At 62.5% G+C, this 25,632-nt stretch carries 24 protein-coding genes; 11 read left to right on the plus strand and 13 right to left on the minus strand.

Features of this window, described 5'->3' with window-relative positions; genetic code table 11:
* From DL1_RS00700 to iscR, 5 genes are all read right to left on the minus strand, one after another.
* Positions 1-315, minus strand: coding sequence for a heavy metal-binding domain-containing protein (locus DL1_RS00700; protein WP_038060963.1), 315 nt, complete (start codon positions 313-315; stop codon positions 1-3).
* Positions 312-1,142 (minus strand): polysaccharide pyruvyl transferase family protein, encoded by an 831-nt coding sequence (locus DL1_RS00705; protein ID WP_051693217.1) that lies wholly within the window; start codon positions 1,140-1,142, stop codon positions 312-314. Before DL1_RS00705 ends, DL1_RS00700 begins: the two co-directional genes overlap by 4 nt.
* A gap of 103 nt (positions 1,143-1,245) precedes the next feature.
* Positions 1,246-2,766, minus strand: a complete 1,521-nt coding sequence (gene sufB, locus DL1_RS00710; protein ID WP_038060966.1) for a Fe-S cluster assembly protein SufB — start codon at positions 2,764-2,766, stop codon at positions 1,246-1,248.
* 13 nt (positions 2,767-2,779) lie between these two features.
* The gene (locus DL1_RS00715) at positions 2,780-3,823 is read right to left on the minus strand and encodes a cysteine desulfurase family protein (RefSeq protein ID WP_038060969.1); all 1,044 of its coding nucleotides are present in this window, start codon (positions 3,821-3,823) and stop codon (positions 2,780-2,782) included.
* A 155-nt stretch (positions 3,824-3,978) separates the two neighbouring features.
* Positions 3,979-4,437 carry a Fe-S cluster assembly transcriptional regulator IscR gene (gene iscR / locus DL1_RS00720; protein ID WP_038060972.1) on the minus strand — a complete coding sequence of 153 codons (459 nt, stop codon included), beginning with the start codon at positions 4,435-4,437 and terminating at the stop codon, positions 3,979-3,981.
* A gap of 233 nt (positions 4,438-4,670) precedes the next feature.
* On the opposite strand from iscR, the gene DL1_RS00725 reads away from it, so the two are divergent.
* The 4 genes from DL1_RS00725 to DL1_RS00740 all read left to right on the plus strand — a co-directional run bounded on the left by DL1_RS00725 (position 4,671) and on the right by DL1_RS00740 (position 7,601).
* Positions 4,671-5,348: an alpha/beta hydrolase gene (locus DL1_RS00725; RefSeq protein WP_038060973.1), complete on the plus strand. Its 678-nt coding sequence runs from the start codon at positions 4,671-4,673 to the stop codon at positions 5,346-5,348.
* Complete coding sequence (locus DL1_RS00730; protein ID WP_038060977.1) at positions 5,348-5,602, plus strand: hypothetical protein; 255 nt, start codon at positions 5,348-5,350, stop codon at positions 5,600-5,602. The genes DL1_RS00725 and DL1_RS00730 overlap by 1 nt, the downstream gene beginning before the upstream one ends.
* An 81-nt stretch (positions 5,603-5,683) precedes the next feature.
* Entirely contained in the window at positions 5,684-6,277 is a 594-nt protein-coding gene (locus tag DL1_RS00735; RefSeq protein WP_038060980.1) for an HD domain-containing protein, read from the plus strand.
* A gap of 109 nt (positions 6,278-6,386) precedes the next feature.
* Entirely contained in the window at positions 6,387-7,601 is a 1,215-nt protein-coding gene (locus DL1_RS00740) for an NADP-dependent isocitrate dehydrogenase (protein ID WP_038060983.1), read from the plus strand.
* Between the two features lie 57 nt (positions 7,602-7,658).
* Here the strand turns inward: DL1_RS00740 and DL1_RS00745 are convergent, their stop codons facing one another.
* Positions 7,659-7,874 (minus strand): hypothetical protein, encoded by a 216-nt coding sequence (locus DL1_RS00745; protein ID WP_038060986.1) that lies wholly within the window; start codon positions 7,872-7,874, stop codon positions 7,659-7,661.
* A gap of 510 nt (positions 7,875-8,384) precedes the next feature.
* Here DL1_RS00745 and DL1_RS00750 point away from each other — a divergent pair.
* The 3 genes from DL1_RS00750 to typA all read left to right on the plus strand — a co-directional run bounded on the left by DL1_RS00750 (position 8,385) and on the right by typA (position 11,249).
* Positions 8,385-9,005, plus strand: coding sequence for a YitT family protein (locus DL1_RS00750; protein ID WP_038060989.1), 621 nt, complete (start codon positions 8,385-8,387; stop codon positions 9,003-9,005).
* A gap of 17 nt (positions 9,006-9,022) precedes the next feature.
* Positions 9,023-9,358 carry a DMT family transporter gene (locus tag DL1_RS00755; protein ID WP_038060991.1) on the plus strand — a complete coding sequence of 112 codons (336 nt, stop codon included), beginning with the start codon at positions 9,023-9,025 and terminating at the stop codon, positions 9,356-9,358.
* Between the two features lie 70 nt (positions 9,359-9,428).
* Complete coding sequence (typA, locus tag DL1_RS00760) at positions 9,429-11,249, plus strand: translational GTPase TypA (RefSeq protein WP_038060993.1); 1,821 nt, start codon at positions 9,429-9,431, stop codon at positions 11,247-11,249.
* Positions 11,250-11,449: 200 nt separating this feature from the next.
* On the opposite strand, the gene DL1_RS00765 is transcribed toward typA, so the two are convergent.
* From DL1_RS00765 to DL1_RS00775, 3 genes are read right to left on the minus strand one after another with little or no spacing between them, the layout of a single operon-like run.
* Entirely contained in the window at positions 11,450-12,679 is a 1,230-nt protein-coding gene (locus DL1_RS00765) for a sigma-54-dependent transcriptional regulator (RefSeq protein ID WP_038060995.1), read from the minus strand.
* Positions 12,676-14,415 (minus strand): ATP-binding protein, encoded by a 1,740-nt coding sequence (locus DL1_RS00770; protein WP_038060999.1) that lies wholly within the window; start codon positions 14,413-14,415, stop codon positions 12,676-12,678. Before DL1_RS00770 ends, DL1_RS00765 begins: the two co-directional genes overlap by 4 nt.
* Before the next feature lies 1 nt (position 14,416).
* Positions 14,417-14,857 (minus strand): GNAT family N-acetyltransferase, encoded by a 441-nt coding sequence (locus DL1_RS00775; RefSeq protein WP_038061003.1) that lies wholly within the window; start codon positions 14,855-14,857, stop codon positions 14,417-14,419.
* A gap of 115 nt (positions 14,858-14,972) precedes the next feature.
* On the opposite strand from DL1_RS00775, the gene DL1_RS00780 reads away from it, so the two are divergent.
* The gene (locus DL1_RS00780) at positions 14,973-16,154 is read left to right on the plus strand and encodes a cytochrome P450 (RefSeq protein WP_038061006.1); all 1,182 of its coding nucleotides are present in this window, start codon (positions 14,973-14,975) and stop codon (positions 16,152-16,154) included.
* 146 nt (positions 16,155-16,300) lie between these two features.
* Positions 16,301-17,104, plus strand: coding sequence for a ferredoxin--NADP reductase (locus tag DL1_RS00785; protein ID WP_038061009.1), 804 nt, complete (start codon positions 16,301-16,303; stop codon positions 17,102-17,104).
* A gap of 57 nt (positions 17,105-17,161) precedes the next feature.
* Here DL1_RS00785 and DL1_RS00790 read toward each other — a convergent pair whose 3' ends face one another.
* The 3 genes from DL1_RS00790 to DL1_RS00800 all read right to left on the minus strand — a co-directional run bounded on the left by DL1_RS00790 (position 17,162) and on the right by DL1_RS00800 (position 19,558).
* Positions 17,162-17,605 carry a hypothetical protein gene (locus DL1_RS00790; protein ID WP_143081703.1) on the minus strand — a complete coding sequence of 148 codons (444 nt, stop codon included), beginning with the start codon at positions 17,603-17,605 and terminating at the stop codon, positions 17,162-17,164.
* 168 nt (positions 17,606-17,773) lie between these two features.
* Complete coding sequence (locus DL1_RS00795; RefSeq protein ID WP_038061015.1) at positions 17,774-18,454, minus strand: FAD-binding oxidoreductase; 681 nt, start codon at positions 18,452-18,454, stop codon at positions 17,774-17,776.
* 141 nt (positions 18,455-18,595) lie between these two features.
* A complete protein-coding gene (locus DL1_RS00800; protein ID WP_038061018.1) occupies positions 18,596-19,558 on the minus strand; it encodes a hypothetical protein in 963 nt (320 codons plus the stop codon).
* A gap of 257 nt (positions 19,559-19,815) precedes the next feature.
* Here DL1_RS00800 and infC point away from each other — a divergent pair, with 257 nt between their 5' ends.
* The gene (infC, locus tag DL1_RS00805) at positions 19,816-20,358 is read left to right on the plus strand and encodes a translation initiation factor IF-3 (protein WP_038061021.1); all 543 of its coding nucleotides are present in this window, start codon (positions 19,816-19,818) and stop codon (positions 20,356-20,358) included.
* A gap of 409 nt (positions 20,359-20,767) precedes the next feature.
* On the opposite strand, the gene DL1_RS00810 is transcribed toward infC, so the two are convergent.
* Complete coding sequence (locus DL1_RS00810) at positions 20,768-22,993, minus strand: hypothetical protein (RefSeq protein ID WP_038061485.1); 2,226 nt, start codon at positions 22,991-22,993, stop codon at positions 20,768-20,770.
* 167 nt (positions 22,994-23,160) lie between these two features.
* Between DL1_RS00810 and DL1_RS00815 the strand changes: the two genes are divergently transcribed.
* Positions 23,161-25,470 (plus strand): glycosyltransferase family 2 protein, encoded by a 2,310-nt coding sequence (locus DL1_RS00815; RefSeq protein WP_081856215.1) that lies wholly within the window; start codon positions 23,161-23,163, stop codon positions 25,468-25,470.
* Positions 25,471-25,632: the final 162 nt, after the last annotated feature.

Here is a 25,632-nt window from a genome sequence, read left to right on the forward strand (position 1 = left end):
TCAGGAAGCGGTGACAGCGGTGCCGGAGGCCGACACCATCAACATGGATTGGCCGACGACTTCGTAATCGAGATCGACGCCGACAACGGCATTGGCGCCCAAGGCCCGGGCGCGCTCTTCAAGCTCGCGCAGCGCGGTGGCGCGCGCGTCTTGCAATTTGGATTCGTAAGCCCCCGAGCGACCACCGACGATATCGGTGACCTGCGCGAAGAGATCGCGCACGATATTGGCGCCCATGATCGCCTCGCCCACAACGATGCCGTGATAGGCCGAGATCGGGCGCCCCTCAATGGTGGGCGTGGTGGTGATGATCATCGCAAGGCTCCTTCACGCTCGGACTGCTCGGCGGGCGCGGCGCGCAGCGCATCGGGGAAGGCTGCGACCAGATCGGCCTGCACCTGCGCCACCACGGCCGGATCGGCTGCGCGCAGCTGCCCGGCCTCGGCTTGAGCTACCGCCTCGGACAGGCTCAGCGGTGCGCGCAGGTTGCGCCCGACGGAATAGAAATAATCGTGGAACTTGAAGCGCCCCGCGCCCGCGATCCACGCATTCGGAATCCCATAGGCATCGGCCACGATCAGCCCGTGCAAACTGGTCGAAACCACGGCCTCGCACTCTGCGATGGCGCGCACGACCGCCCAAGGGTCGGGATCGCGTACGTCGATGATCCGGTGTCCGGTCGCTGCGAAGGCGCGCATCGTATCCGCGTCGTCCCATTGCTTGATATGCGGGATCAAGCCGATGCTCTTGCGCGTCGCGGGGCTGGGTTCTACCAGCGGTGCCAGCAGGCCGGGATCGCCGAAGACACCTTCGAAACCGGACAGATGCAACGCGGTCAGAGCGCCGCGCACGGCGCGAACCTTTGGCATGGCCTGCGCACTGATGCGACCCTCAGCGAGCCACCCCAGCCGATGATCGAGAATCCCCGAGCCCCAGACATAGGGCGCCCCCTCGAACGGGCCGCTCAGCCGCTTGCCATTGGGCCGGAAGCCCAGAACCGAACCGATGCAGAGCAGATCGCACACAGCCATCGGCGCCCATTCGACCGAACGGCCCGAGACATGCGCAACGATGCGCGCACCAATGGCATCGCCGAAATTCGGCGTGTCCTTCCACCAATAAGCGCGAAGCGGCGCAGTCATGCCCGACCCTCCCGCGCAGTGGCGCAGCCCGCCATGCACCCGCCCGCCGCGCAAGGCGCGACGCTGCGGGCAGCATTCGGTAGGCAATGCGCGACCCGGCTCATCAGCCGACCGAGCCTTCGAGCGAGATCGCCACGAGGCTTTGGGCCTCCATCGCGAATTCCATCGGCAGCGCTTGCAGCACCTCGCGGCAGAACCCGTTCACGACAAGCGCCACGGCCTCTTCCTCATCCATCCCGCGGGCGCGGCAATAGAAGAGCTGGTCGTCATCCACCTTGGAGGTGGTGGCTTCGTGCTCCACCCGGCTCGAGTTGTTCTTCACCTCGATATAGGGAACCGTGTGCGCGCCGCATTCCGAGCCGATCAGAAGGCTGTCGCATTGCGTATAGTTGCGGCTCTCCTTGGCCTTGGGATGCATCGAGACCTGACCGCGATAGGTGTTTTGCGCATGCCCCGCCGAGATCCCCTTGGAGACGATCCGCGAGCGCGTGTCGCGGCCCAGATGGATCATCTTGGTGCCGGTATCGGCCTGCTGGTAGTTATTCGCAATCGCGATCGAGTAGAACTCGCCCTGGCTTTCATTGCCGCGCAGGATGCAGGACGGGTATTTCCACGTGATCGCGGAGCCGGTCTCGACCTGCGTCCACATCACCTTGGCCCGGTCGCCGCGGCAATCGGCGCGTTTGGTGACGAAGTTGTAGATCCCGCCTTTGCCGTTCTCATCGCCCGGATACCAGTTCTGCACCGTGGAATATTTCACCTCAGCGTCTTCCTCGACGATGATCTCGACCACGGCTGCGTGCAACTGCGCGATGTCGCGCTTGGGCGCGGTGCAGCCCTCAAGGTAGCTCACATGGCTGCCCTTGTCGGCGATGATCAGCGTGCGCTCGAACTGCCCGGTGTTTTCGGCATTGATGCGGAAATAGGTGCTCAGCTCCATCGGGCAGCGCACCCCCGGGGGCACGTAGACGAAAGAGCCATCTGAGAAGACCGCCGAGTTGAGCGCGGCGAAATAGTTATCCGCCTGCGGCACGACGCTTCCGAGATATTTCTTCACCAGCTCGGGATGGTCCTGAATGGCCTCCGAGATCGAGCAGAAGATCACGCCCGCCTCGGCCAGCTTGTCCTTGAAAGTGGTGCCCACCGAGACGGAATCGAAGACCGCGTCGACGGCGACCTGACGCTGGCTCGGGTCATAGTCTTCCGCACCTTCAACACCGGCGAGAACCATCTGTTCTTTCAGCGGAATCCCGAGTTTCTCATAGGTGGCCAGCAGCTTGGGATCGACCTCGTCGAGCGATTTCGGCTTAACTTCCATGCTTTTGGGGCGGGCGTAGTAATACTGATCCTGAAAATCAATCTCAGGCACATCGAGCAACGCCCAATGCGGCATTTTCATATCCTGCCAGCGCGCATAGGCCTGCAGACGCCATTCGGTCATCCATTCCGGCTCTTTGTTCTTGTCCGAGATCAGGCGCACGATATCGGTGTTCAGGCCCTTGGGGGCGTAGTCCATCTCGATTTCGGTGTTCCAGCCGTATTTGTAGGTGCCCATGTTCTGGACAGCTTCGACCGTTTCGCGGTCCACACCTTCACGTACTTCCATCTGATCCGTCTCGGCCATCTGAGCCCCCTGTTCAACCGCGCCGCGCGCGGTGTTTCTCTTCGCATTTCAGCCAGTATTCGGCGAAACGCATCACATCTTCTTCGCGCGTGTCGGGCCCCAGTGAGACCCGCAATGCACAGGCGCCCTCTTCGGCCCCATAGCCCATCGCGCGCAGCGCATCGCTGCTGCGGACCTTGCCGCTGGAGCACGCAGAGCCCGCCGATACGGCAAACCCGCCCAGATCTATCTGCATCACCTGCGTCTCGCCCTTCCAGCCGGGCGTGATGAAACAGGAGGTATTGGGTAGCCTGCGCGATTCATTCCCGACAAAAATAGTTGCTTTCGCCCGATCCGCAATGACCATTTCTAGAATGTTTCTAAGTTTTTCGACTTCCTGCCAAATCCCGCCTTCAAGATCACGCGAGGCGGCCTCGGCGGCAGCACCGAACCCTGCGATGCCGATCAGGTTCTCGGTCCCGGCCCGGCGGCCCATCTCTTGCCCCCCGCCGCGCAGCTGGGCTGCGATGTCGGTGCCCCGCCGCACGATCAGCGCGCCAATGCCCTTGGGCCCGCCCAGTTTATGGGCCGAGACGATCCCGGCGGTCAGCTCCAGCCAGTTGAAAGCGAAGGGGATTTTGCCAAAACCTTGGGTGAGATCGCTCACCGCGAGCCCTGCGGGCAGCTCCTGCACGACGCCGGTTTCGGAATTGGCGATCTGGACGGAGGACTGGCCCGGATCCTCCACCGTGATGCGGCCCGCCTGCGAGACCGAGAGATCCTCGCGGCACCAGCTTCGGATCGCGTCATGCTCGACGGCGGCGCAATGGAGATCGCGCCCGCCCAGCACCAGCGCTGCCGCCTCGGTGGCGCCTGAGGTAAAGATTACATCCTGCCCTTCGGCACCAAGCGCGCTGGCCACCTGCGCGCGGGCGCGCTCCAGCAGCGTCTTGGCGGCGCGCCCCTCGGAATGGACCGAAGACGGGTTGCCCAGCACATCCATCGCCGAGATCATCGCCGCGCGCGCCTCGGGGCGCAGCGGCGTGGTGGCGTTCCAGTCAAGATAACTGCGTGTCATGAAAAGGGCCTCGCAATCAGGTCGCTCTAGATAGGTGACTTGGGACAAATCTCCCGCACCCCAAGCCAGATCGGGGCGCGCAGGCGGTCTAAACCGCCGCCGGGCCGTGCGGAACGCAACACGGCGCTGATCTTCAGATCTTCGGGTCGGCGTCCCTACTCATCGACCACCGAAAAGAGATGCGGGACTGCCGGACAGGGTTTGAGACCGTTTTGCACGACATCTTCCAGCGAGGTCTGATGCAGGAAGACAAAGACCTGTGCGCTGAGGCTTTCCCAGAGGCGATTGGTCAGCGACTGCGCGCGTGAGCCCGAAATACCGCCCGAGGCGCCCGCGCCCACATGCATCGCAGAGACCGTCTCATCGACCGCCTCGAAAATCTCCGACACCCGGATTTCGGAAGGCAGGCGCGCCAATTTGTAGCCGCCGCCCGGACCGCGCACTGACGTGACCAGCCCCGCGCGGCGCAGCCGCACGAAGAGTTGCTCAAGATAGGGCAACGAAATGTCCTGACGCTCCGAGAGGGCGGCAAGAGAACTGCGCTCACCCGGACCGACCATCGCCAAATCGACCAACGCGACCATCGCATAGCGGCCTTTCGTCGAAAGTTTCATGCGACTCTCCTGCTACAGCCCCAAAACCCGGGGCAAAAACGACCCAATGCCAAGCACAATGCCCGCTAAAGCATTGACGCAAGCCCTGGGGCCGATTACCTCCAGCTTTACCCGATCCCCCAGCATACCGCCGGGGGTGGCTTCCTCCTAGGGCAGCCGCGCGAATGCGTCAAGAAAGCCTGTACGCTTCGCGCCGCCCCGAAAGATAGCTGGCGCAACAAAAACGAGAGACAATGCCCGAAGTCATTTTCCCCGGTCCCGAAGGTCGCCTTGAAGGGCGCTACCACCCCCAGCCCGCACCCGACGCTCCGATCGCCATCATCCTGCATCCCGATCCGCAATTCGGCGGCACGATGAACAATCGCGTCGTTTATAACCTGCATTATGCCTTTTACAAAATGGGCTTCACGGTGTTGCGCTTCAACTTCCGGGGCGTGGGCCGCTCGCAGGGCGAATATGATCAGGGGATCGGTGAGCTGAGCGATGCAGCCTCGGCGCTCGATTATCTGCAAACGATGAACCCGAATTCCAAGCATTGCTGGGTCGCGGGTCACTCCTTTGGCGCGTGGATCGGCATGCAGCTTTTGATGCGCCGTCCCGAGATCACCGGCTTCATCTCGGTGGCGCCTCCCGGCCCGTCTTCGCCCGGGCCCGGCAATTACGATTATTCTTTCCTCGCGCCCTGCCCGTCTTCGGGCCTGATCATCAATGGCTCGCACGACCGGATCGCCCAGCCCAAAGAGACCGAACAACTGGTTTCCAAGCTCCATGAGCAAAAGGGTATCACGATCACCCATGATGTCGTCGAGGGGGCCGATCACTTCTTCAAAAATGAAGAAGAGCACATGAAACCGATGATCGAGACGGTGCAAACCTATGTGCGCCGGAGGCTTACAGAAGGCAGCCGCTAATGGCGTTGATTGACGAGCTGGCCGAGAAACTGGCCCATGAGGTGATCGCCGCCCAGCAAGAGCTGGACGAGGATCGCCTGTTCATGGAGGTCGGCAACTATATCGGCACCTCGAGCCCGTCGCTGCAGGAGGCCTTCATGACCGCCTGCCGCCTGAAGATGGCCGAGATCCGTGGCCGCACATTCTTCGAGAAACGACTGGGCGAGCTGCGCAAGGCCAAGATAGACAATGCCGAGCACGGCACGCAGGACTAGATGGACAGGGGCGCTTCGGCGCCCTTTTCCATGCCCATATACCCGGAGGCCCCGCGCGTCCGGCCCAAGACGGAGAGCGCAATGCCCCAGACCCTCGATCAGCAAATGGCCTTTCTCGCCGAGATCGAAAAGCTCAAATCGGTCACGCGCGCCACGCCAATCCACGATGCCTCGCGCCCCGAAAACTCGGCCGAGCATAGCTGGACGCTGGCGCTTTATGCGGTGATCTTGGCCGATCAGGCTCCTGCCGGGGTCGATATCTTCCGCGTCGTGCGGATGTTGCTGATCCATGATCTTGTCGAGATCGATGTCGGCGATGTGCCGATCCACAGCCAAAACGGAACCGCGCATGACTCGACGGCCATTCAAGAGGCCGAGGCAGCAGCGGCGGCGCGGATATTCGGATTACTTCCCAAACCTTTGGGCGACGATCTTCATGCACTGTGGACCGAGTTCGAGGCCCATGAAACCCCCGATGCGATCTATGCCAAATCGCTTGATCGCGCCCAGCCCGTGCTCCTCAACCTGCAAGCGGGCGGCGGCTCGTGGATCGACTATGACGTGACGCTCGCGCAGGTCGAAGAGCGGGTCGGCACCAAGGTCGCACGGGGCCTGCCCGCCTTGTGGGATTGGGTGCGCGCGCGCATCACCCCGTGGTTCGAGGCGCGGGGCTGAGGCACCGCTCGGCACAGGCTTCGTATACAACGGCATACCGTCTAGCCAAACCCGCCGCTTTGGGCTAAAGAGGCGGCAATCCCGAGTCACCCAATCCAAGAGGGCCTTCATGACCAAGATCAAGGTAGAGAATCCCGTCGTAGAACTCGACGGCGACGAGATGACCCGCATCATCTGGGACTTCATCAAGCAAAAGCTGATCCTGCCCTATCTCGATATCGACCTGAAATATTACGATCTGGGCATCGAGTCCCGGGACGCGACTGACGACCAGATCACGGTTGATGCAGCCGAGGCGATTAAGAAATACGGCGTCGGCGTCAAATGCGCGACCATCACCCCCGACGAGGCCCGTGTCGAGGAATTCGGCCTCAAGCGCATGTATCGCTCGCCCAATGGCACGATCCGCAACATTCTTGGCGGTGTGATCTTCCGCGAGCCGATCATCTGCAAGAACGTGCCGCGTCTTGTGCCGGGCTGGACCCAGCCGATCGTCGTCGGGCGTCACGCCTATGGCGACCAGTATCGCGCCACCGATTTCCGCTTCCCCGGCAAGGGCAAGCTGACGATCAAATTCGTCGGCGAAGACGGCGAAGTGATTGAAAAAGACGTGTTCGACGCACCCTCCGCGGGCGTCACCATGGCGATGTACAACCTTGATGACTCGATCCGCGATTTCGCCCGCGCCTCGATGAATTACGGTCTCGTTAAGGGCTGGCCGGTTTACCTCTCGACCAAGAACACCATCCTCAAAGCCTATGACGGGCGCTTCAAGGATCTGTTCCAAGAGGTGTTCGATCAGGAATTCGCCGACAAGTTCAAGGCCGCTGGCATCACCTATGAGCACCGTCTGATCGATGACATGGTGGCCTCGGCGCTGAAATGGTCGGGCGGCTATGTCTGGGCGTGCAAAAACTACGATGGCGATGTGCAGTCGGATACCGTCGCGCAGGGCTTCGGCTCGCTTGGCCTGATGACTTCCGTGCTGATGACGCCCGATGGCAAGACCGTCGAGGCCGAGGCCGCCCACGGCACCGTCACCCGGCATTACCGCCAGCATCAGGCGGGCAAACAAACCTCAACCAACTCGATTGCTTCGATCTTTGCGTGGTCGGGCGGGCTCAAGCACCGTGCGAAACTCGACGACAACGCCAAGCTCCTGGAATTCGCCGAAGCGCTCGAGAAGGTCTGCGTGCAGACGGTCGAAGATGGCCATATGACCAAGGATCTCGCCCTGCTCGTCGGACCCGACCAGAAATGGCTCACCACGATGGGCTATCTCGAGAAGGTCGACGAATATCTGAGCAAGGCCCTGCAGGGCTAAGCCACCGATTTTATTGGGTTGCAGCGGGCCGGGCGAGAGATCGCCCGGCCCGTCGCATTACCGGATCATGCTCCACGGTTTTGGCGGAGGCTCTGCGGGCCCCAGGCCGATATCTTTCCGCACATGGTCGCTGAGGGTATCGATGCGCGCCGGGCGCGGCCCCTTCACAACCAGTGCGATCAGCGCGTGGCGCAGCATAGCTCCGGCCCCGAATTTTGCGATTGCGGCCTCGATGGTGAACCCGTCGGTTTCGTGTTTGACAACTTGGATCATAAGTATCTTCCGGCGCAGGACATCTGGGCCCGCAACCGGCCTTTCTTTGCTGTGAGTAAGACAGAGTCCTAGCCGACGCATAAGGCGCAGACGGCCCGAAAACGGGCGTCGACTTCAGATCTGAGGTTGCGGGAGGGGCAAAGGCCCCAAGAGGTCAGCGGGTGCTTTTAAATCTTCTGTCGAAGAGCATGTGCGGCGCTGGCCGGTACTTCACGACGCGTATAGAGAGCATAAGATGTTGTCATAATCGCCCTCCTGTTTTCATAGCGTTGCGAATGGCGCCATAAGGCCCGAGCGCCCCAGACCGTGCAACTCACGCGCGCGTGACCACACGCCCTGCGTCATAAACTGTTGCAAAAAAGAACCAGCCACCTCCGCGCCTTACGCATCGGTATCATGGCACCTCGCCCGCAAGGCGCGCGCCCGGCCTCTTGCCCATGTCCAGACTGCATAGCGGATTTGCGCTGGGGCGGCTTTGCAGAGGCGCGAAAATGCCCCATTACTTAGGTCATGAATATTGACCTTAAATCCGACCCTACCCCGCGCTATTCTCATTTCGAGGATCTGCAGGGCATCTTCGTGGCCGCCGCTCAGGCCGCCCTCGGTCTGCATTTGCTGCGTGCAGCCGGGCTTGTCACCGGCGGGACGGCAGGGGCTGCCCTGATCCTGTCCTATCTCACAGGCTATAGTTTCGGCGTGGTGTTCTTCACGATCAACATCCCCTTCTACGCTTTCGCCTATTACGCCCGTGGAACGAGCTTTGCTCTCAAGAGCCTCGTCACCGTCACGCTGGTTTCTGCGATGGCAGAGGCGCTCAAGCCGCTTTTGCATGTCGATCAGATCAACCCGGCGGCGGCAGCGGTGCTGTTTGGCATTTCGGCGGGCGTGGGGCTGCTGGGGCTCTTCCGGCATCGCGGCTCGCTCGGCGGCGTCTCGATCGTGGCTTTGATCTTGCAGGATAAATTCGGGTTTCGCGCGGGTTGGACGCAGCTTATCCACGATCTGTGCCTCTTCGTGATCGCAAGCTTCATACTGGTCCCGGACCAAGTTCTCTGGTCGCTGCTGGGGGCATTGGTGCTAAATTTCGTCATCGCAATGAACCACCGGCGCGACTGGTATGTCGTCACCTGATCTGGCAAATTGCGCCCATGATGAACACATATATCTACCTCCTGATCGCCGTCGCCTTTGAGGCTTTTGGTTCGGCCTGCCTGCAGGCGAGCAATCAGTTCACCCGGCTCTGGCCAAGCATCGGTGTGTTCGTGGGCTTTGGGGCGGCGTTTTACTTCTTCACCCTCGTGCTCAAGGTGCTGCCGCTGGGCATCACCTATGCGCTTTGGTCGGGCATCGGGATGGTCATGATCGCCGGCGCGGGTTGGGTGCTTTTTGGGCAAAAGCTCGATTTTTGGGGCTTCATTGGGATCTCTCTGATCATCTGCGGCATTCTCGTCATCAACCTGTTGTCGAAATCCGCCACTCACTAGCCCCGCAGGGCTAGCCAAGCCTGCGCTTTTCCCTTATGGGCGGGGCAACTCTGAACATAGGCAGTTTCTCATGGACCTTCGCAACATTGCGATCATCGCTCACGTGGACCACGGCAAGACGACTCTCGTGGACCAGCTCTTGCGCCAATCGGGCGCTTTTCGTGAAAATCAGGCCGTCGCGGAGCGCGCGATGGACAGCAACGATATCGAGCGCGAGCGCGGCATCACCATTCTCGCCAAGGCGACCAGCGTTGAGTGGAACGGCACTCGCATCAACATCGTCGACACCCCCGGCCACGCCGATTTCGGTGGCGAGGTTGAGCGCATCTTGTCGATGGTCGACGGGGTTTGCCTGCTGGTGGATGCGGCCGAAGGCCCGATGCCGCAGACGAAATTCGTGACCTCCAAGGCGCTGGCGCTCGGGCTCAAGCCGATTGTCGTGCTCAACAAGGTCGACAAGCCCGCAGCCGAGCCCGACCGCGCGCTCGATGAAGTGTTCGACCTCTTTGCCAATCTTGGCGCCAGCGACGAGCAGCTTGATTTCCCGCATGTCTATGCCTCGGGTATCGGCGGCTGGGCAGATAACGAGCTGGACGGTCCGCGTGAAAACCTCACCGCGCTGTTCGATCTGATCGTGAAACATGTCGAGGCACCCAAGCAGATTGCCAATGACGACAAACCCTTCCGCATGCTGGCCACCACGCTGGGCGCCGACCCGTTCATCGGGCGCATCCTGACGGGTCGCGTTGAGGCGGGCACGCTGAAAGTCGGCGACACGCTCAAGGCGCTAAGCCGCACCGGCGAGCGGATCGAGAGCTTCCGCGCCACCAAGATCCTTGCCTTCCGTGGCCTTGGTCAGCAGCCGATCGACGAGGCCCATGCGGGTGATATCGTCACCGTCGCTGGCATGTCAAAGGCGACCGTGGCCGACACGCTCTGCGCGCCCGAAGTGGAAGAGGCGATCCCGGCCCAGCCGATCGATCCGCCGACGATCTCCGTCACCTTCGGCATCAATGACAGCCCGCTGGCTGGCAAGGACGGCAAGAAGGTGCAAAGCCGCGTGATCCGCGAGCGCCTGATGAAAGAGGCCGAAACCAACGTCGCAATCAAGGTCGAGGACACCCCCGGCGGCGAGGCGTTCGTGGTCTCGGGCCGCGGCGAATTGCAGATGGGCGTTTTGATCGAGAACATGCGCCGCGAAGGATTCGAGCTGTCGATCTCGCGCCCGCGCGTCATCTTCCGCGAGGAGGACGGTGTGCGCGTCGAGCCGATGGAAGAGGTCATCGTCGATGTGGATGACGAATATTCCGGCGTCGTGATCGAGAAGCTGACTTCGACCCGCAAGGGCGAGCTGACCGAGATGCGCCCCGCAGGCGGCGGCAAGACGCGCGTTGTGGCCTTGGTGCCTTCGCGCGGGCTAATCGGCTATCAGGGCGAGTTCATGACCGACACGCGCGGCAATGGCGTGCTCAACCGGATCTTCCACAGCTGGGCCCCCTATAAGGGGCCGATCGACGGGCGTCGTCAGGGCGTGCTGATCTCGATGGATAACGGCGTGTCTGTGGCCTATGCGCTGTGGAACCTCGAAGATCGCGGCAAGCTGTTCATCGGCGCGCAAGAGCAGGTCTATACCGGCATGATCATCGGCGAGCATTCGCGCGACAACGATCTTGAGGTCAACCCGCTCAAGGGCAAGAAGCTGACCAACGTGCGCGCCTCGGGCACCGATGAGGCCGTGCGCCTCACGCCCCCGGTGCGGCTGAGCCTCGAAGAGGCCATTGCCTATATCAACGATGACGAGCTGGTCGAAGTGACGCCCAAGGCGATCCGCCTGCGCAAACAACATCTCGACCCCCATGAGCGCAAACGCGCCGCCCGCGCAGGCGACTGAGGGAACTGAGACCGGATTATGAAAAGGGCGCCGCGAGGCGCCCTTTTTCGTGACTGGGGATATTGACCATCTGGTAGCCCCAGCCAGAGCCGCTGATCTCGCTTGCATGTGGCGACTTCCCATCGAAGAAAGTGCTCGGCAAGAGGCACGCACCAAAGGTTTGAGGCCGCGACGGATACGACGTGTCAGGCACCGTGCCCTTAGTCCCGGTAATCCTCGGGCCGAAGACCGTGCCGGGTGAGTTTGTCGTAGAATGTCTTGCGGGGCAGTTTCAGCGCGACGGCGGCTTCGGTGGCGTTGCCACCTGCCCGGCTCAGCGCTTCGGCCAGAAGGGATTTCTCGACCGCCGCCATGCGCTCGGAGAGGCCCAGGCTTTCCGGCGGGGCCGTCCCCGCGCCCAGCCCCATCGCAAAGCGCATCGCCTCGGACATAAGCGCGCGCGAATTGCCCGGCCAGTCGCGCGCCATCAGCTCTGCGGTCAACTGCGGCGGGATCTGCGGCATCGGCAGGTTCGATTGCTCGCATGCGGTGGCGACGTAATGGCGGAAAAGATCGGGGATGTCCTCGGGGCGTTCAGACAGCGAGGGGATGCGCAGCGAAAGCGCCTCAAGCCGCCAGTAGAGATCGGGATGAAACCCGCCCGCGCGCGACAGGGCCGCAAGGTCGCGATAGGTGCCCGCAATCGCGCGCGTCGCGGGCCGGGTCTCCAACAGCTCGATGAGCGCGAATTGCGCGGGCTGCGGCAAATCGGAGACCTCATCGAGATAGAGCGTGCCGCCCTCGGCCTGCGTGAACCCATCGGCCAGCGCAGAGGGCGTGAGCCCGGCTGCCGCAAGCTTGACGAAGGGACGACGCGCATTGGCCGATAGAAGGTGAATGACCTCGGCAATCTTGGAATTGCCCGCCCCCGGCGCACCGGTGATCAGCACTTCGGCGCCCGAGCGCGCGGCCCGCCTTGCCCCTTCGCGCAGGGCCTCTGCCACAGGCGAATGCCCCACCAGCATGCGCGCCGCCGCATCGCCGCGCTTACCCTCACGGCGAAACAGCCGGGTCTCCATGACGCGTGCTCGGGTCTCCAGCGCCTTCTCGACCACAGCCAGCAACGCCTTGCCCGAACAGGGTTTTTCGAGAAAATCAAAAGCACCGCCCGCCATCGCGCGCACCGCCATCGGCACATCGCCCTCGCCCGTGAGCAAGATCACCGGCAGCTCGGAATCGGCGCTCTGGACCAGATCGAGCAGCGCAAAGCCGTCCTTGCCGGGCATCCGGATATCGGTCACCACGACCCCTTCAAAGCCCGGACCGATATGGTCCTTGGCCTCGATATAGCTGCCCGCGACCGTGGGGCTTAGCCCGGCCAGCTCGAGCGTCTGACCAAGCGCCTCGCGCACCGCGCGGTCATCATCCACAAGCAGCACCCGCCGCATCATGCGCTATCCTCCCCGTCCGGTGCTGCGCGCAGCTCTATGGTGAATCGCGCCCCGCGCCCTTCGGGCAGGTTTTCCCCGCGCAAGGAGCCGCCGAAGCCCTGGATCAGACCATAGGAAATCGACAGGCCAAGGCCAATACCTTCCGCGGTGCCGACCTCTTTTGTCGAATAGAACGGATCAAAGATCCGCGAGGGATCGGCAATGCCGGGGCCGCTATCGGTAATCGACAGGCAGATCAACGTGTCAGCTGGGCGGATCACGATCTCAATTTGCGGATCGGGGCGGCCCTCCATCGCATCGAGCGCGTTGGACAGCAGGTTGAGCACGACTTGGCTCAGCCGGACCTCACCGCCCAGCACCACCGCCGCAGTTTCGGGACGCTGCCAGATCAGGCGCACACCGGCACGCTCGATCCGCGTCTCAAGCATCTCCAGCGCGCGGTCCACGACTGCGGCGAGTTCGACGGGCGTGGCAGGCGCGCTTTCCTGCCGGGCAAAGGCGCGCAGGTTGCGGATGATACGGCCCATACGATGGGCCATCTCGGCGATCCGGGTCAGGCTCGCGCCCGCCTCTTGCGCGCGCCCGCGCTCCAGCAGCAACTCGGCATTCTCGGCATATGAGCTGATCGCCATCAAAGGCTGGTTCAGCTCATGACTGATCCCCGCCGACATCTGCCCCAGCGCCGAGAGCTTGCCCGCCTGCACCAGTTCGGCCTGTGTGCGATGCAGCTCGGCATTGGTATCGCGCAGCTCGGCGGTGCGCTCGGTCACCCGAGCCTCAAGCGCGGCATTGGCCTCGGCCAGCGCCCGCCTGCGCTCCCAAAGCGCAAACAGCACGGCCCCCACCGCGAGAAAACCCGCAGCGGTCGAGAGTGCCGCCAAGCGCGCCGCACGCGTCACAGAGCCCGTGACAGCCAACGCATGACCGGTCATCTCGATCACCGGAAGATGGCGCGAAATCTCCAGCCCCGGCCCGCGCAGCGAACCCTCCCCCGAGACCAGCACGCGCCCAAGAAGCTCGCGGCGGGTGAAAGGCTCGTAGGGGGTGGTCGAGCCGGGCGGGTAATGCGCAGGATCGGGGGTGACGCCCTGCGGCGCCAGCAGCACGAGATCGGTACGATTGGTCAGAAAGCTGACCCCATCGGCATCGGTGAACCAGACCGGCACCGGATTGCCGCGTCCCTCCGCCTCGACATTGCGCGCATTCAGACGCAGCTGGACAATGCCGATCACACCGCCCTGCGGGGCAAACACCGGGGTGGCAAAAGTGAAAATCCGCTGGCCATTGGCCGGATCGATGCGGTGATCGAACCCCGTGGCCCCTTGCTCTGCCCGCGCCAAGGCGCGGGTGATCGCGACCTTCTGGGGACCGTCGGGCGGCCCCGCCAACACCGTGCCATCCGTTCCGATCAGGCGGATATCGCGCGCGCCCGCATGATCGGCCAGACGCTGCAATGTCAGGCTGACCTTTGCGTCGCGCCGCGTGTTGGTGCCCGCGTCTTTGTGCCGGTATTTCCGCGCCAACGCGACCACTTCGGGATGACCGGCGGCCAGCACAGCGACCTCGCGAAACTGCAAAAGCGAGCCGACCACGCGATCCGAGGCCAGTCGCAGATCCGAGACGCCCTGCGCCTCGACCCGGGCCAACCCATCGCGCGCCGAGATCCGCCATGCCGTCACCGATGCCGTAAGCGTCAGCGCGATCCAGACCAGCAAAAGCGCAACCCTTAACGCCATGCTATGTCGGGAAAGTGTAGAGGATAAAATCGGATGCCGGGGCAAACTGGTCATAAAGCCTGCGTGCAGTGGCATTGCCCTCTTGAGTGGCCAGCCGCACGGCCCCGGCCCCGGCTTCACGCGCGGCGCCTTGCACATGTTCGATCAGCGCCCGGCCCGCGCCTGTTCCGCGCGCCTCCGGATCGACGAAGAGATCATGGATATAGCAGATCGTCTCACCCTTGAGCGGGCGCAGGATCACCTCCCAATGCACAAGTCCCAAGGCCCGGCCCGACGCATCGCGGGCAAGCGCGGCGCGCAACCCGCTTTGCGGATCGCAAATCCAGCTCCAGACAGGCGCGATCGCGGGCTCCGGATCGCTCTTGTAAAAGGCACAGTAGCCCCGAAACAATGGCTCCCACGCAGCGCGGTCTGTCTGTGTGATGGGTGTGATCTTGAGCATGCGCAGTTCTCCCTTGCGCATAGTCGTGACCCGAGCCGCGCAAAAGTGCAAGCGCGCGGCTTGCGCGCGCCCCCCCGATCGGTCCAATTTGCGGATCAGACCAACCGGAGCGCCTATGCAGACCCTGACCCAATCCCCGCTCGATCCGGGCTTCGTGCAAAATCCCTACCCGTTTTACGACCGGGTGCGGCAGGGCGGCCCTTTCGTGATGTGGCACGAATACAAGATGCCCGTGAGCGCGCGGGCCGCGGTCGTCACGATGGCGCTGCGCGACCGGCGTCTGGGACGCGAGGCCCCGCCCGAGATGGCGCGCCCGGCCCCTGCACATCTTGAGGCCTTCTACGCGGTTGAGCGTCATTCCATGCTGGAGCTGGAGGCGCCGCGCCACACCCGTCTGCGCAAGCTGGTCGCGAAAGCCTTCACGAGCGCGCGGATTGCAGCCCTCGCCCCCGAGATCGCAGCGCTGACCCACCGGCTGATCGACGCGATGCCCGAGGGCGGCGGCGATCTGCTGGAACATGTCGCAAAGCCTCTGCCGGTGATCGTGATCGCGCGGCTGCTGGGTGTGCCCGAGAGCGATGCCCCACAGCTTTTGGCATGGTCCAATGCGATGGTGCAGATGTATCAGGCGCGGCGCGAGGACAGCCATGAGCGCGAGGCGGCGAATGCCGCGCAGGAGTTCACCGATTATCTCGATGCGCTGATCGCGCGCAGGCGCAAGGCGCCGGGCGAGGATCTGCTGTCGGTGCTGATCGCCGCCGAGGAAGATGGCAGCCATCTGAGCCGCGACGAGCTGATCTCGACGGTGATCTTGCTGCTCAATGCGGGTCACGAGGCCACCGTGCACAGCCTTGGCAACGGGGTGAAGACGCTGATCGAGCAGGACATCTCGCCAATCTGGCTGACGCCTGAGCGCATTGACGGCACGCTCGAAGAGATCCTGCGCTTCGATCCGCCGCTGCATCTGTTCACGCGCTGGCTCTATGAGGATGTGGAGTTTCAAGGACAGGTGATGCGGGCGGGCTCTCAGGTAGGTTTGCTGCTTGCGGGTGCCAATCGCGATCCGGCGGGATGGGTTGAGCCGGAGGTCTTTGACCCCGCCCGCCCGATCCGCACCAATTTCGCCTTTGGCGCGGGGGCGCATTTCTGCATTGGCGCGCCGCTGGCCCGGCTTGAGATGCGCATCGCGCTGCCGATCCTGTTCGAGCGCCTGCCCGCGCTGAGCCTGACGCGCAAACCGCGCTATGCCGATCTCTATCACTTCCACGGGCTGGAGCGGCTCGATCTGCGCTATTGATGCGCCAGATGGGTTTTCTTGCGAGATTTTCTTGGGTATGACGCGGCCAAGCCGCGTCTGCCTCCGCTCAAGCCCCCGGTCACTGGCCTCTCGCCTGTTGGCCAATTGACCGGAACGCGACGCCCAATTCAACGAGAGACGCCCCCGTGACCGATATCCCCAAGCTCAAGACCCTGCCCGACGCGCAGAGCGTGACCGCCGTCACCCATTGGACCGATACGCTGTTTTCCTTCCGCGTCTCGCGCCCGCAAAGCCTGCGCTTCCGCTCGGGCGAATTTGTGATGATCGGGCTGATGGGCGATAACGGCAAGCCGCTTTTGCGCGCCTATTCGATCGCCTCGCCGAATTGGGACGAAGAGCTGGAATTCTACTCGATCAAAGTGCCCGACGGGCCGCTGACCTCCAAATTGCAGCATATCCAGCCCGGCGATGAGATCATCTTGCGCCCCAAACCCGTGGGCACTTTGGTGATCGATGCGCTGCTGCCGGGCAAGCGGGTGTGGTTTCTCGCCACCGGCACCGGGATTGCGCCCTTCGCCTCGCTGATGCGCGATCCCGAGACCTACGAGAAATTCGACGAGGTCGTGATGATGCATACCTGCCGCACGGTGGCGGAGCTGGATTACGGCCGCGAACTGGTCGAGGGGCTGATCAACGATCCGCTGATCGGCGAGATGGTCGAGGGCAAGCTGAAATACTACCCCACCACGACGCGCGAAGAGAGCCCGCATATGGGGCGGATCACCGACAACCTCGCCAATGGCAAAGTGTTCAAGGATCTCGATCTGGCGCCAATGGACCCGACCACCGACCGCGCGATGGTCTGCGGCAGCCTTGCGTTCAACAAGGACGTGATGGCGGTGCTCGAGGGGTTTGGGCTGCATGAGGGCGCAAATTCCGAGCCGCGCGAATATGTGGTGGAAAAGGCCTTTGTCGGCGACGGCGTGTGAACGCCGCCGCATAACGCTCTGAGATCGTAAAGCTTATTGCCCTTACGAGTTACGTCCCTAGTGGATGACCTGCGGTGTGTCGCAGCTCCCAAAGGCAATCTCTGAGCGATAGCCCTCCGGGCGCATCGACAGCGTCGCATCGCGCGAGCCCTTTACCAGCGTCAACCGCATCGCGATCAGCGGCGCGAAGTGGTTGATATTGGACGTCATATTAGTGAATTTCCAACCAAAGGTGATCCGCTTTGGGTCATCGGTCGTGACACGCGCGTGATCGGCAGTGTGGTGAATGCGATAGGTCATCGTATCGAGCGCCAGCCACTTGCCATTCGGTAGATGCGCCATCTGCACCTTCTCGGGCAAAATATAATCATGCGCGGCCTTGTGGAAACGACAGGCAAACCACTTAGTGCCAATTGGTACGTTTACCGTCTCTCCGGCCCACGCATGCGCAGGCAGGCCAAGCGCCAAGGCGAGCCCAAGCGTCTTCACCACTCTATACATTTTCATCCCCCCGAATATCCCTATGAAAGCAGCGGCCCGCAAAACTGTGCAGCTGTTGCAAGAGGTTAGCCGTGATCGGGGAACACGCGAAGACAACTCGTCGTGTCGGGGGCGTGATGCGGCAAGGCCGGACTCGCGCCCGCGCCGTGACTGAATTTTGAGAGGATCTTAGTCGAACTCTTCGCGGATGATCTGCGCGTTGCTGATCCCAAAGGAGACGAGTTCCTTTTCCACGTCATCCACCATCTCGTCGGGACCACAGATATAGAACGGTGCGGCCTCTGCGGTGGCGTATTGGCGCAGGAACCCGTGATCGAGGCGCCCCGCATGAACGCCCTCTCCCGGTGCGTCCTGATCGGTCACGAGAAAGACCGTCTTCAGCCCCTCCATCGCTTCGAACTCCTCGCGCAGAATGATGTCTTCGGCGCGTTTGTTGGAGAATATCAGCGTCGTGCCCTCAAGCGTGCCTTCGCGCTCAAGCCGGGCGCGCAGGATCGCGATGAAGGGCGTGATGCCCGCCCCTCCTGCGATGAACGTGCCAGGTCCTGCATCGTGGATCGCGCCCCATGGCTCGGATATCTGGATCTGCTCGCCCGGCTCCAGCGTCGCGATCTGGCGCGTCACACCGTCATGATCCGGGTAGCTCTTGATGATGAAATCAAGCGTGCTCGCCTCGTGGCTGTTGACGAAGGTGAAAGGGCGCGCCTCGTCCCGCCAGCCCTCGCGCAGAAGCGTCACATCCACGGCCTGACCGGGGGTGTAGCGAAAGCCCTCCGGGCGCGGAAAGCTCAGATGATAGGTGTCGTGGGTGACGGGGTGGATCGATTGCAGGGTGAGATCATGGGTCACGGCAGCGCTCCTTGGATCGTAAATCTCTTTGGGTTCTGTGACAGAACGCGCGCGCTGCAACCTGCGTTCCAAAGCCCCAGGGTGTGAAGACGCGCCCGCCCTGAACCGGACGGGCGCGCCTCAGGCTTACTCCCGCACTACTTACATCCCAAGTGCCGCACGGACCTGATCGACAACCCCGGATACAAGCTTGGGATTGGTGCGCGCGCTCTCGACGGCGGTCTGAAGCTGGGTCTTGGTTGCATCGGGCAAAGCTGAGTTGTCGATCATCGTCTCCAGCTCATCCGCGTTGAACCCTTGAACGGTGAGCGCGCTGGCCGCCTCGCTCGCGCCCGGCTCGCTACCCTGCCCGGTGATCTGCGCATTGGCCTGGGCATTGGCCTCGGTGCTTTGCGCGGTCTGATTGGTCGTTTGTGCGGCGTTGGTCGCAGCCGATGCCGCATCAGAGGCCGCATCCGCCGCCTGTGTCGCGGCCTGAGCGGCCGATTGCGCGGCACTCGCAGCCCCTTGGGTCGTGCTGTTATCGGCATTGTTGGTCGCCTGAGCGGCGGCATCTGCAGCGGCATTGGCGGCATCAGTTGCCGATTGCGCGGCTTTGGTGGCGGCGGCGGCGGCCTCAGATGCAGCCTGCGTGGCCTTGTCGCTCGCCATATCGGTGGTCGCCTGCGCCGCCTCGCTGGCTGCGCGCTGGGCGTCATTTGCCGCGGTGCCGGCCGCCTCTGCCGCCGTCTTGGCCTCCGAGACCGATTTGTTGTCCGAGGCCTGTACGGAATCGCTGGCCGCGGCTTCGGCATCCGTCGCCTGCGCTACCGCGTTGTCGGAGTCGCTGGTGTCGGTGCTCGCGGCGGTGGTGCTGGCGGTATCGGAGCCGCTCGCCGCCGCTTCTTTTGCCTTGCTGGCCGCATCGTCAGCCGCAGCACTCATGGAACTCGCATCGCTGGAGGCGGCGGTCGCATCATTGCCCGAAGAGGCCGCTTGCGTCTGCTCCGAGCTGGATTGTTCCGCTGGGGCCGTGTTGGTCAACGGGTCCTTCGATGTCGTCAGATAAATCGCGCTTGCTGCGACAAGGGCGAGGACGACCGCGAGAGCTGCATTCTTGTTCATGGCTGATATCTCCTTCATGAAACGCGCGCGGACCGTTGCCAGACCGATCTGCACCTCTTTAATTCTCCGCGCCAAAACGCAGCGTCTGCGGTCCTTTGACAACGCGCGCTAAAGAGCGCGATTTTCGATAAATGAACCTGCGGGTTGGAACGCGCGGCGCCGTATCTCGGTTCCACGCGCTTTGCGGTTGAAAGCGCGCCCGTGCAGGCTTATGTTTCGCGCCAGAAATATCGTTTGGCTACATAAGGATTCCCACCATAGCCCGCAGACCTCATAACGCCCCGCCGACCCGTGATACCGGACCCCGAGTCAACGGTCGAATCCGCGCTAACGAAATCCGCCTGATTGGGGCGGAGGGCGAAAATGTCGGCGTCGTGACGCCGCAAGAAGCCATGGGCATGGCCGAGGAAGCCGGGCTGGACCTGGTGGAAATCTCGCCCAATGCCAATCCGCCGGTCTGTAAGATCATGGATTTCGGCAAGTTCAAATATGAACAGCAGAAACGCGAAGCTGAAGCGCGCAAGAAGCAAAAGATCATCGAAATCAAAGAGGTCAAGTTCCGGCCCGGCACCGATGTGCATGATTACGAAGTGAAAATGCGCAACGTCATCAAATTCCTCGAAAATGGCGACAAGGTGAAGGTCACCCTGCGCTTCCGTGGTCGTGAGATGGCGCACCAGAATCTGGGCCTCGAACTGCTCAACCGCGTCCGCGACGATGTGGGCGAATTGGGTAAGGTCGAAAGCATGCCCCGGCTGGAAGGCCGCCAGATGGTGATGATGATCGGCCCGACCCGCTAGGCGTCTCGCATCTTGAGACCAGATCGAACCCTCCCTGACTGGGGAGGGTTTTTTCATGCCCGCCGCATGAGCCTGGTCCGGACATGGCCGAGCGGACACCTGCTGCGCCGAATCGCTCGCATCAAAAAGCTCGGGCGCCATATAAAAGCGCCGCAGGTGGGAGACCTGCGGCGCATTGGGGAGAGACGAGGGAGATCGTCAATCCTCGGTCGGGTTCGCTTGGCAATAGCCACGATTGGGAGATCTCGAACCCGCTGCACGTTTTGATATGGGAGTATCTTTGTGCTGCCCTTGATGTAGGTCAAAATTCGAACCGAGGAAACTGCGACAGACTGTCCTCGGGGTCACGTTTCTGGCAGCGTTTGGTGAGACCGGCGTGAGGCGCTGCGGCGCGGCATTGGCGGTGCGCTCAGTCCAGATCGCGCATCGCAAGACGGATCGCACGATTTTCGCCCTGCGCCAGCACCGCCGCCCCCATCCGCCGCGCAAGTCTCTTATGCCCGGCCTTCACGGCGCGCTGGAACAGCTCGCGCTGGTAGCGCGGAAATGTCCGGCGCGCGCGCAGGGCACGGTGAAAGCTTGCCTCGCTCAGCGTGCCCTCCAGCGCGCTCAGAAGGATCGGCGTGAGAATACCCATCTGGTGTAGCGACGAGCCGAGCCTGTGGCCCAGAAGCGGCGTGCGCAGCTTCATCACATTGGCCCCGTCGAACCGCGCGACATGGCCCGCATCAAGCGGCTCATAGGGATCGAACAGGATCGTCACCCGTCGCGCCGCGAGCGAGGCCTGCGCCGCATCGCCATATTTGCCCGAAAAGTCACGATCCCATGCCACCTTGTAGCGGGTCTCCCAAGGCACAACCGATTTATCGAGCGTGGATTGCGGCGAAATCGCCACCACATCGGCCCCCGGACAGGCCGCCGAGAAGGCCGCCGCCGCATAGCCGCCCATCGAGGCGCCATAGAACACCACGCGTTTGAACTGCGCGAAGAAGCCCTCCTGCGCCAGACGGTCAAATTGCGCGCCAACCCAATCGTCGCGATACCATGTCCAGCCGCCCGCCATCGCGCCCAGCATCGACCAGCCCTGTTTCTCGATGAACTCGAAGCCCCAAGGCCTGCGCGTGTCGCGCTTGTTCATCGCGATATCGAGATTGTCGAAGGTCACCACCAGCGTGTCGCGCGAGCGCGGCATGTAGAGAAAACTATGCGCCCCGTTGTCGATATAAAAGCCGTCCGGCCCGGCCAGCTTTGTGGCCAGCACCGCCCAATCCGGGTCGCTCACCTGCTCGGCGGGCGGTGTGGGCGTAAAGACGATCCGCGTGGTCTTGCCACCGCCGCCATCAGAGCTTTCCTCCAGCGGCTCATTGGTGCCAAACTCCTTGAGGAAGGGAAATGCCCCCGAGCCTTTGCGAATATCCATCAGCATGTGGCTATCCGAATGAAGCGATTCTTGAAGAATGGGCCTCAAGTGCTTGACCTTGTTCACATCTCCAAAGCCTGCAATATTGAGCAACAGATCCACTGGCCGCAAATCGCCCGGCGCTCCGACCCGTTTGATCCGCGCAGGATCGACGCCGTGCTCCTCCAGATAGGCGCGGTATTGCGCCACCCAATCCGAGGGCTGCTCGGGCCATGTGCCATCGCCCAAAAGATCGATCAATGTGATGTCGCAATCCCAACGGTCATGCGCCCCAAGCACCAGCCCCGGTGCCGTCCCCCCCAGATCGGCAATCGATGACAACGTGGAGATGCCCGCGCTCTCAAGCAGCGACAGATCCGGGCCTTTCTGATCGAAAACCAGTCTCGCACGCCCCTTGATCGGCGCAAAATCGGGTCGAATGGCGTGTTTTTTCAAAAGCTTGTCGAGGAAACTTCCCGCAGGCGGAATGCCGTCATAACGCAAGCCCAACTCGCGTTTGTTAGAGGCCCAAAGATGCAGCGCGGTGGTCTGATCGGTGATCGCCCCTTCGACCTTAGAGGCCTCGCGGATCATCATCGTGCGCTCGCGAAAGGTGACCGGGTAGAACGCCTCAAGCGGCTGCACCCGGTCATGCAGGCTAAGTTCTTCAACGAAATGCGAGAGCATCATCGGCCCCCAAACACCCCAAGGCTGCTGGCTGACATGGACCGGATTTCCGGCGCTGGCCGCGGCCTCGTATTCGGCGCGGTGCTTTTTCTTCAAGAACGACGGGATCGCGTAACGATCAGACATAAAATCAATCATTTGCGAGACGATCTTCGAGTCATGCGGCAGCCCCAGAACCGCGTTATTCACCCGTGACTCACCCGGCAGTTCATAGCCCAGAACATAATCGCTCTCATAGGTCATCGGCGCCCAGCAATAGACATCGGTATCGACCCAGATCATCCCCGGTATCTGCGCGATCATGTGGATGCGGAAATAATCGGCAAAGAGCGCGAAACTGTCCTTCTTCTCATATTTGATGAAGTCATCCGTATCGAGGATCTCGCGCCCGTCGCGCCGAATGACACCCTCGGGGACATTGGGGATATCTTCGTAGGAAAACAACGTGATGCGTTGCCCGGCATCAACAAAACTTTTCAGACAGAGCTGCTCCATCCAGCTCAGGGCACCGCCGATCCAAAGCGTCCCGACTTCCCGTTCGCGTGCCATTCCTGCCCCCGGCTGAGCGGCCTTGCGCCGCATTTCCATGATTTCGCCGCATCCTGCCCGAGCCTTTGCCATTTTCCAATGGAAATCAGGGACAAACCGAACGGGATCGTTTCCCGGGCGTGCACAGCCGTGCTAGAACGCCCCCGAGGCAGCAGGAGAGCGAACCAATGGCCAAGCAAACGGTAATCCGGCGGCAGATGAAAGCCAGCCAAGCGCAGGCGCCCGGACAGCTTGATGCCTTGGGCTGGAGCGCCGAGGGCCGTCATCATCTCCGGGTTTTTCTGTCCAATCCCGGACAGGCCGCGCAATTCGCAACCCCCTCGCCAGAGGGGGCCGCTCGGTTGATCGAGGCGCGCGATGTGGCCGGTGGCGCAATGGGGGTATTCGAGACCGACAGCCCCGGCCCCGCCCAGATCGCGCTACTCGATGCCTCGGGAACGCAATCGCTGCGCGCCGTGTATCCCGACGCCCCCGATTGGGATCTCTTTGCCGGGCGGCATTGCCTCTTTGGCCAGCGCCTTGAGGAAAGCGTCGAGACCGTGCTCGATTGGCTGAGCTGGCACCACGATCACCACGGCGCGGATGGCGCGGTGATCCTCAACCGTGCCCCGCCCGACAGCCCGAGCGGCACCGCAGAGGCCTTCGCCCAAGCGCTCGATGCGGGCATGGCGCTGCGCGAATTGGACCTTCCCGTCATCCTGCTCGAATGCCCGATCCCGATGGGCAAGCCCGATCTTGGACCCGAGAGCCATATCTACCTTGCGCCCGATGCGCCGGGCAAAGACCGGATGACACCGCCCGCGCCCGATCCGTGGCGCGCGCCGCAGGGTCAGGGGCTGATCTTCGAGCTGGTAAAATGGCGCTTCTTCGTGAAGGCCGCCTCAGTGCTGGTGCTGGATGTGACCGATCTGCTGACCCCGGTCGAACCCGGCACCCCCACCGCCTTTGAGGCCGCAGCGGCAGCCGAGACAGGCGTGATCTTGCTGGTCGGCCATCGGATCTATCCGTGGCGGATCCGCGAGGGCCATCCCGAGCGCTTCCCCGATCACATCTGCCGCCCCTTCGATATCCGCCGTGGCATCGCCCGCTGGGGCTGTGCGCCTGCGCGCGCGGGGCTGGAGAACACATGGCGGATGCTGCGCGTGAGCTATGCCAAGCCCGACCAGCGCCATCCCTACACGTTCTGGCGCGCGATGGCGCTGCGGGTGCCCGGAACCTCGGCGGCAGAGCTTGCGCCAAAAACCTCGCTGATTGAGGATCCGGCGCTGTTGAAGCTTTCGCGCAAGGTCTGGGGCTATAAGCCGATCCGCCCGCCGGTCTCCAAGCTCAAGGCCGCACCGAAAAAGGCGATCCATGCCGGGCGCACCGCAATTGTAACCACGATGAAGAACGAAGGCCCGTTCATTCTGGAATGGCTGGCCTATCACCGTGCCATCGGGGTCGATGATTTTCTCGTCTATACCAATGATTGCACCGACGGCACCGATACGATGCTGGATCTGTTGCAGTCCAAGGGGATCGTCCAGCATCGCGAGAACCCGTTCCGCTCGATGGTGGATATGAAGCCCCAACATGCAGCACTCGCTGCCGCCGAGAACGAACCCGTGATCCGCGATGCGGGCTGGTCGATCTGCATGGATGTGGACGAGTTCATCAATATCAAGATCGGCGATGGCACCCTGCCCGCACTCTATAAGGCGATGGGCGAGGCGAATATGATCTCGCTGACATGGCGGCTCTTTGGCAATAATGATGTACATGCTTTTGAAGATCGCTTCATCACAGAACAATTCACCCGCTCCGCCCCCGAGATCGTGCGCAAACCCCATCAGGCCTGGGGCTTTAAGACGCTGTTTCGCAATATTGCGCTCTACAAAAAGCTGGGCGTACATCGTCCCAAAGGGCTGGTGCCCGACCTCTGGGATCAGGTGCGCTGGCTCAACGGCTCGGGCCAACCGATGCCGCGCGAGATGTTTCGCAATGGCTGGCGCTCGACGCTTGAGACCTATGGCTATGACTGGGTCCAGCTCAACCATTACGCGGTGCGCTCGGCGGAGAGCTTCCTCGTCAAGCGCGACCGCGGCCGCGTCAATCACACCGACCGCGATCAGGGGCTCAACTACTGGTTTCGGATGAACCACAATGCCGAGGAAGATACCTCGATCCTGCCGCGCCTGCCCGCCGCGCGCGCAGAATATGAGGCGCTGATGGCCGATCCGGAGATCGCCTCCGCCCATGCCCATGCGCTCGCGTGCCACCGCGCCAAGATCACCGAGTTGATGGCGCGGCCCGATCAGCTGGAATTCTACCAGACCCTGACCTCGGCCCGCTTTGAGGCGCTTTCGCGGATGCTATCGCATTTCGGCTCGGCCGTGTTCAACTCCGGCCCGCATGTGATCCCTGAGGATCTGCACACCCGCACGCTGCCCGAAAATTTCTTCTTTACCGTCGAGCAACCCGACGCCGCAGAGCATTGAACGACTGGCGTGCCGCGCTGCAGACGTCGGATGCCTCCGGCGGGGATATTTAGATCAAAAGAAGGCAAAGTTCCTCGCTTCCTCTTGACTTAAATATCCCCCGCGGAGCGTCCCCACTCCGCCACATGCGCGTCGATGCGGCCTTTCGCGCTTGCCTGCGGG

The organism is Thioclava dalianensis, from assembly GCF_000715505.1.
GTDB classification, from domain to species: Bacteria; Pseudomonadota; Alphaproteobacteria; order Rhodobacterales; family Rhodobacteraceae; genus Thioclava; species Thioclava dalianensis.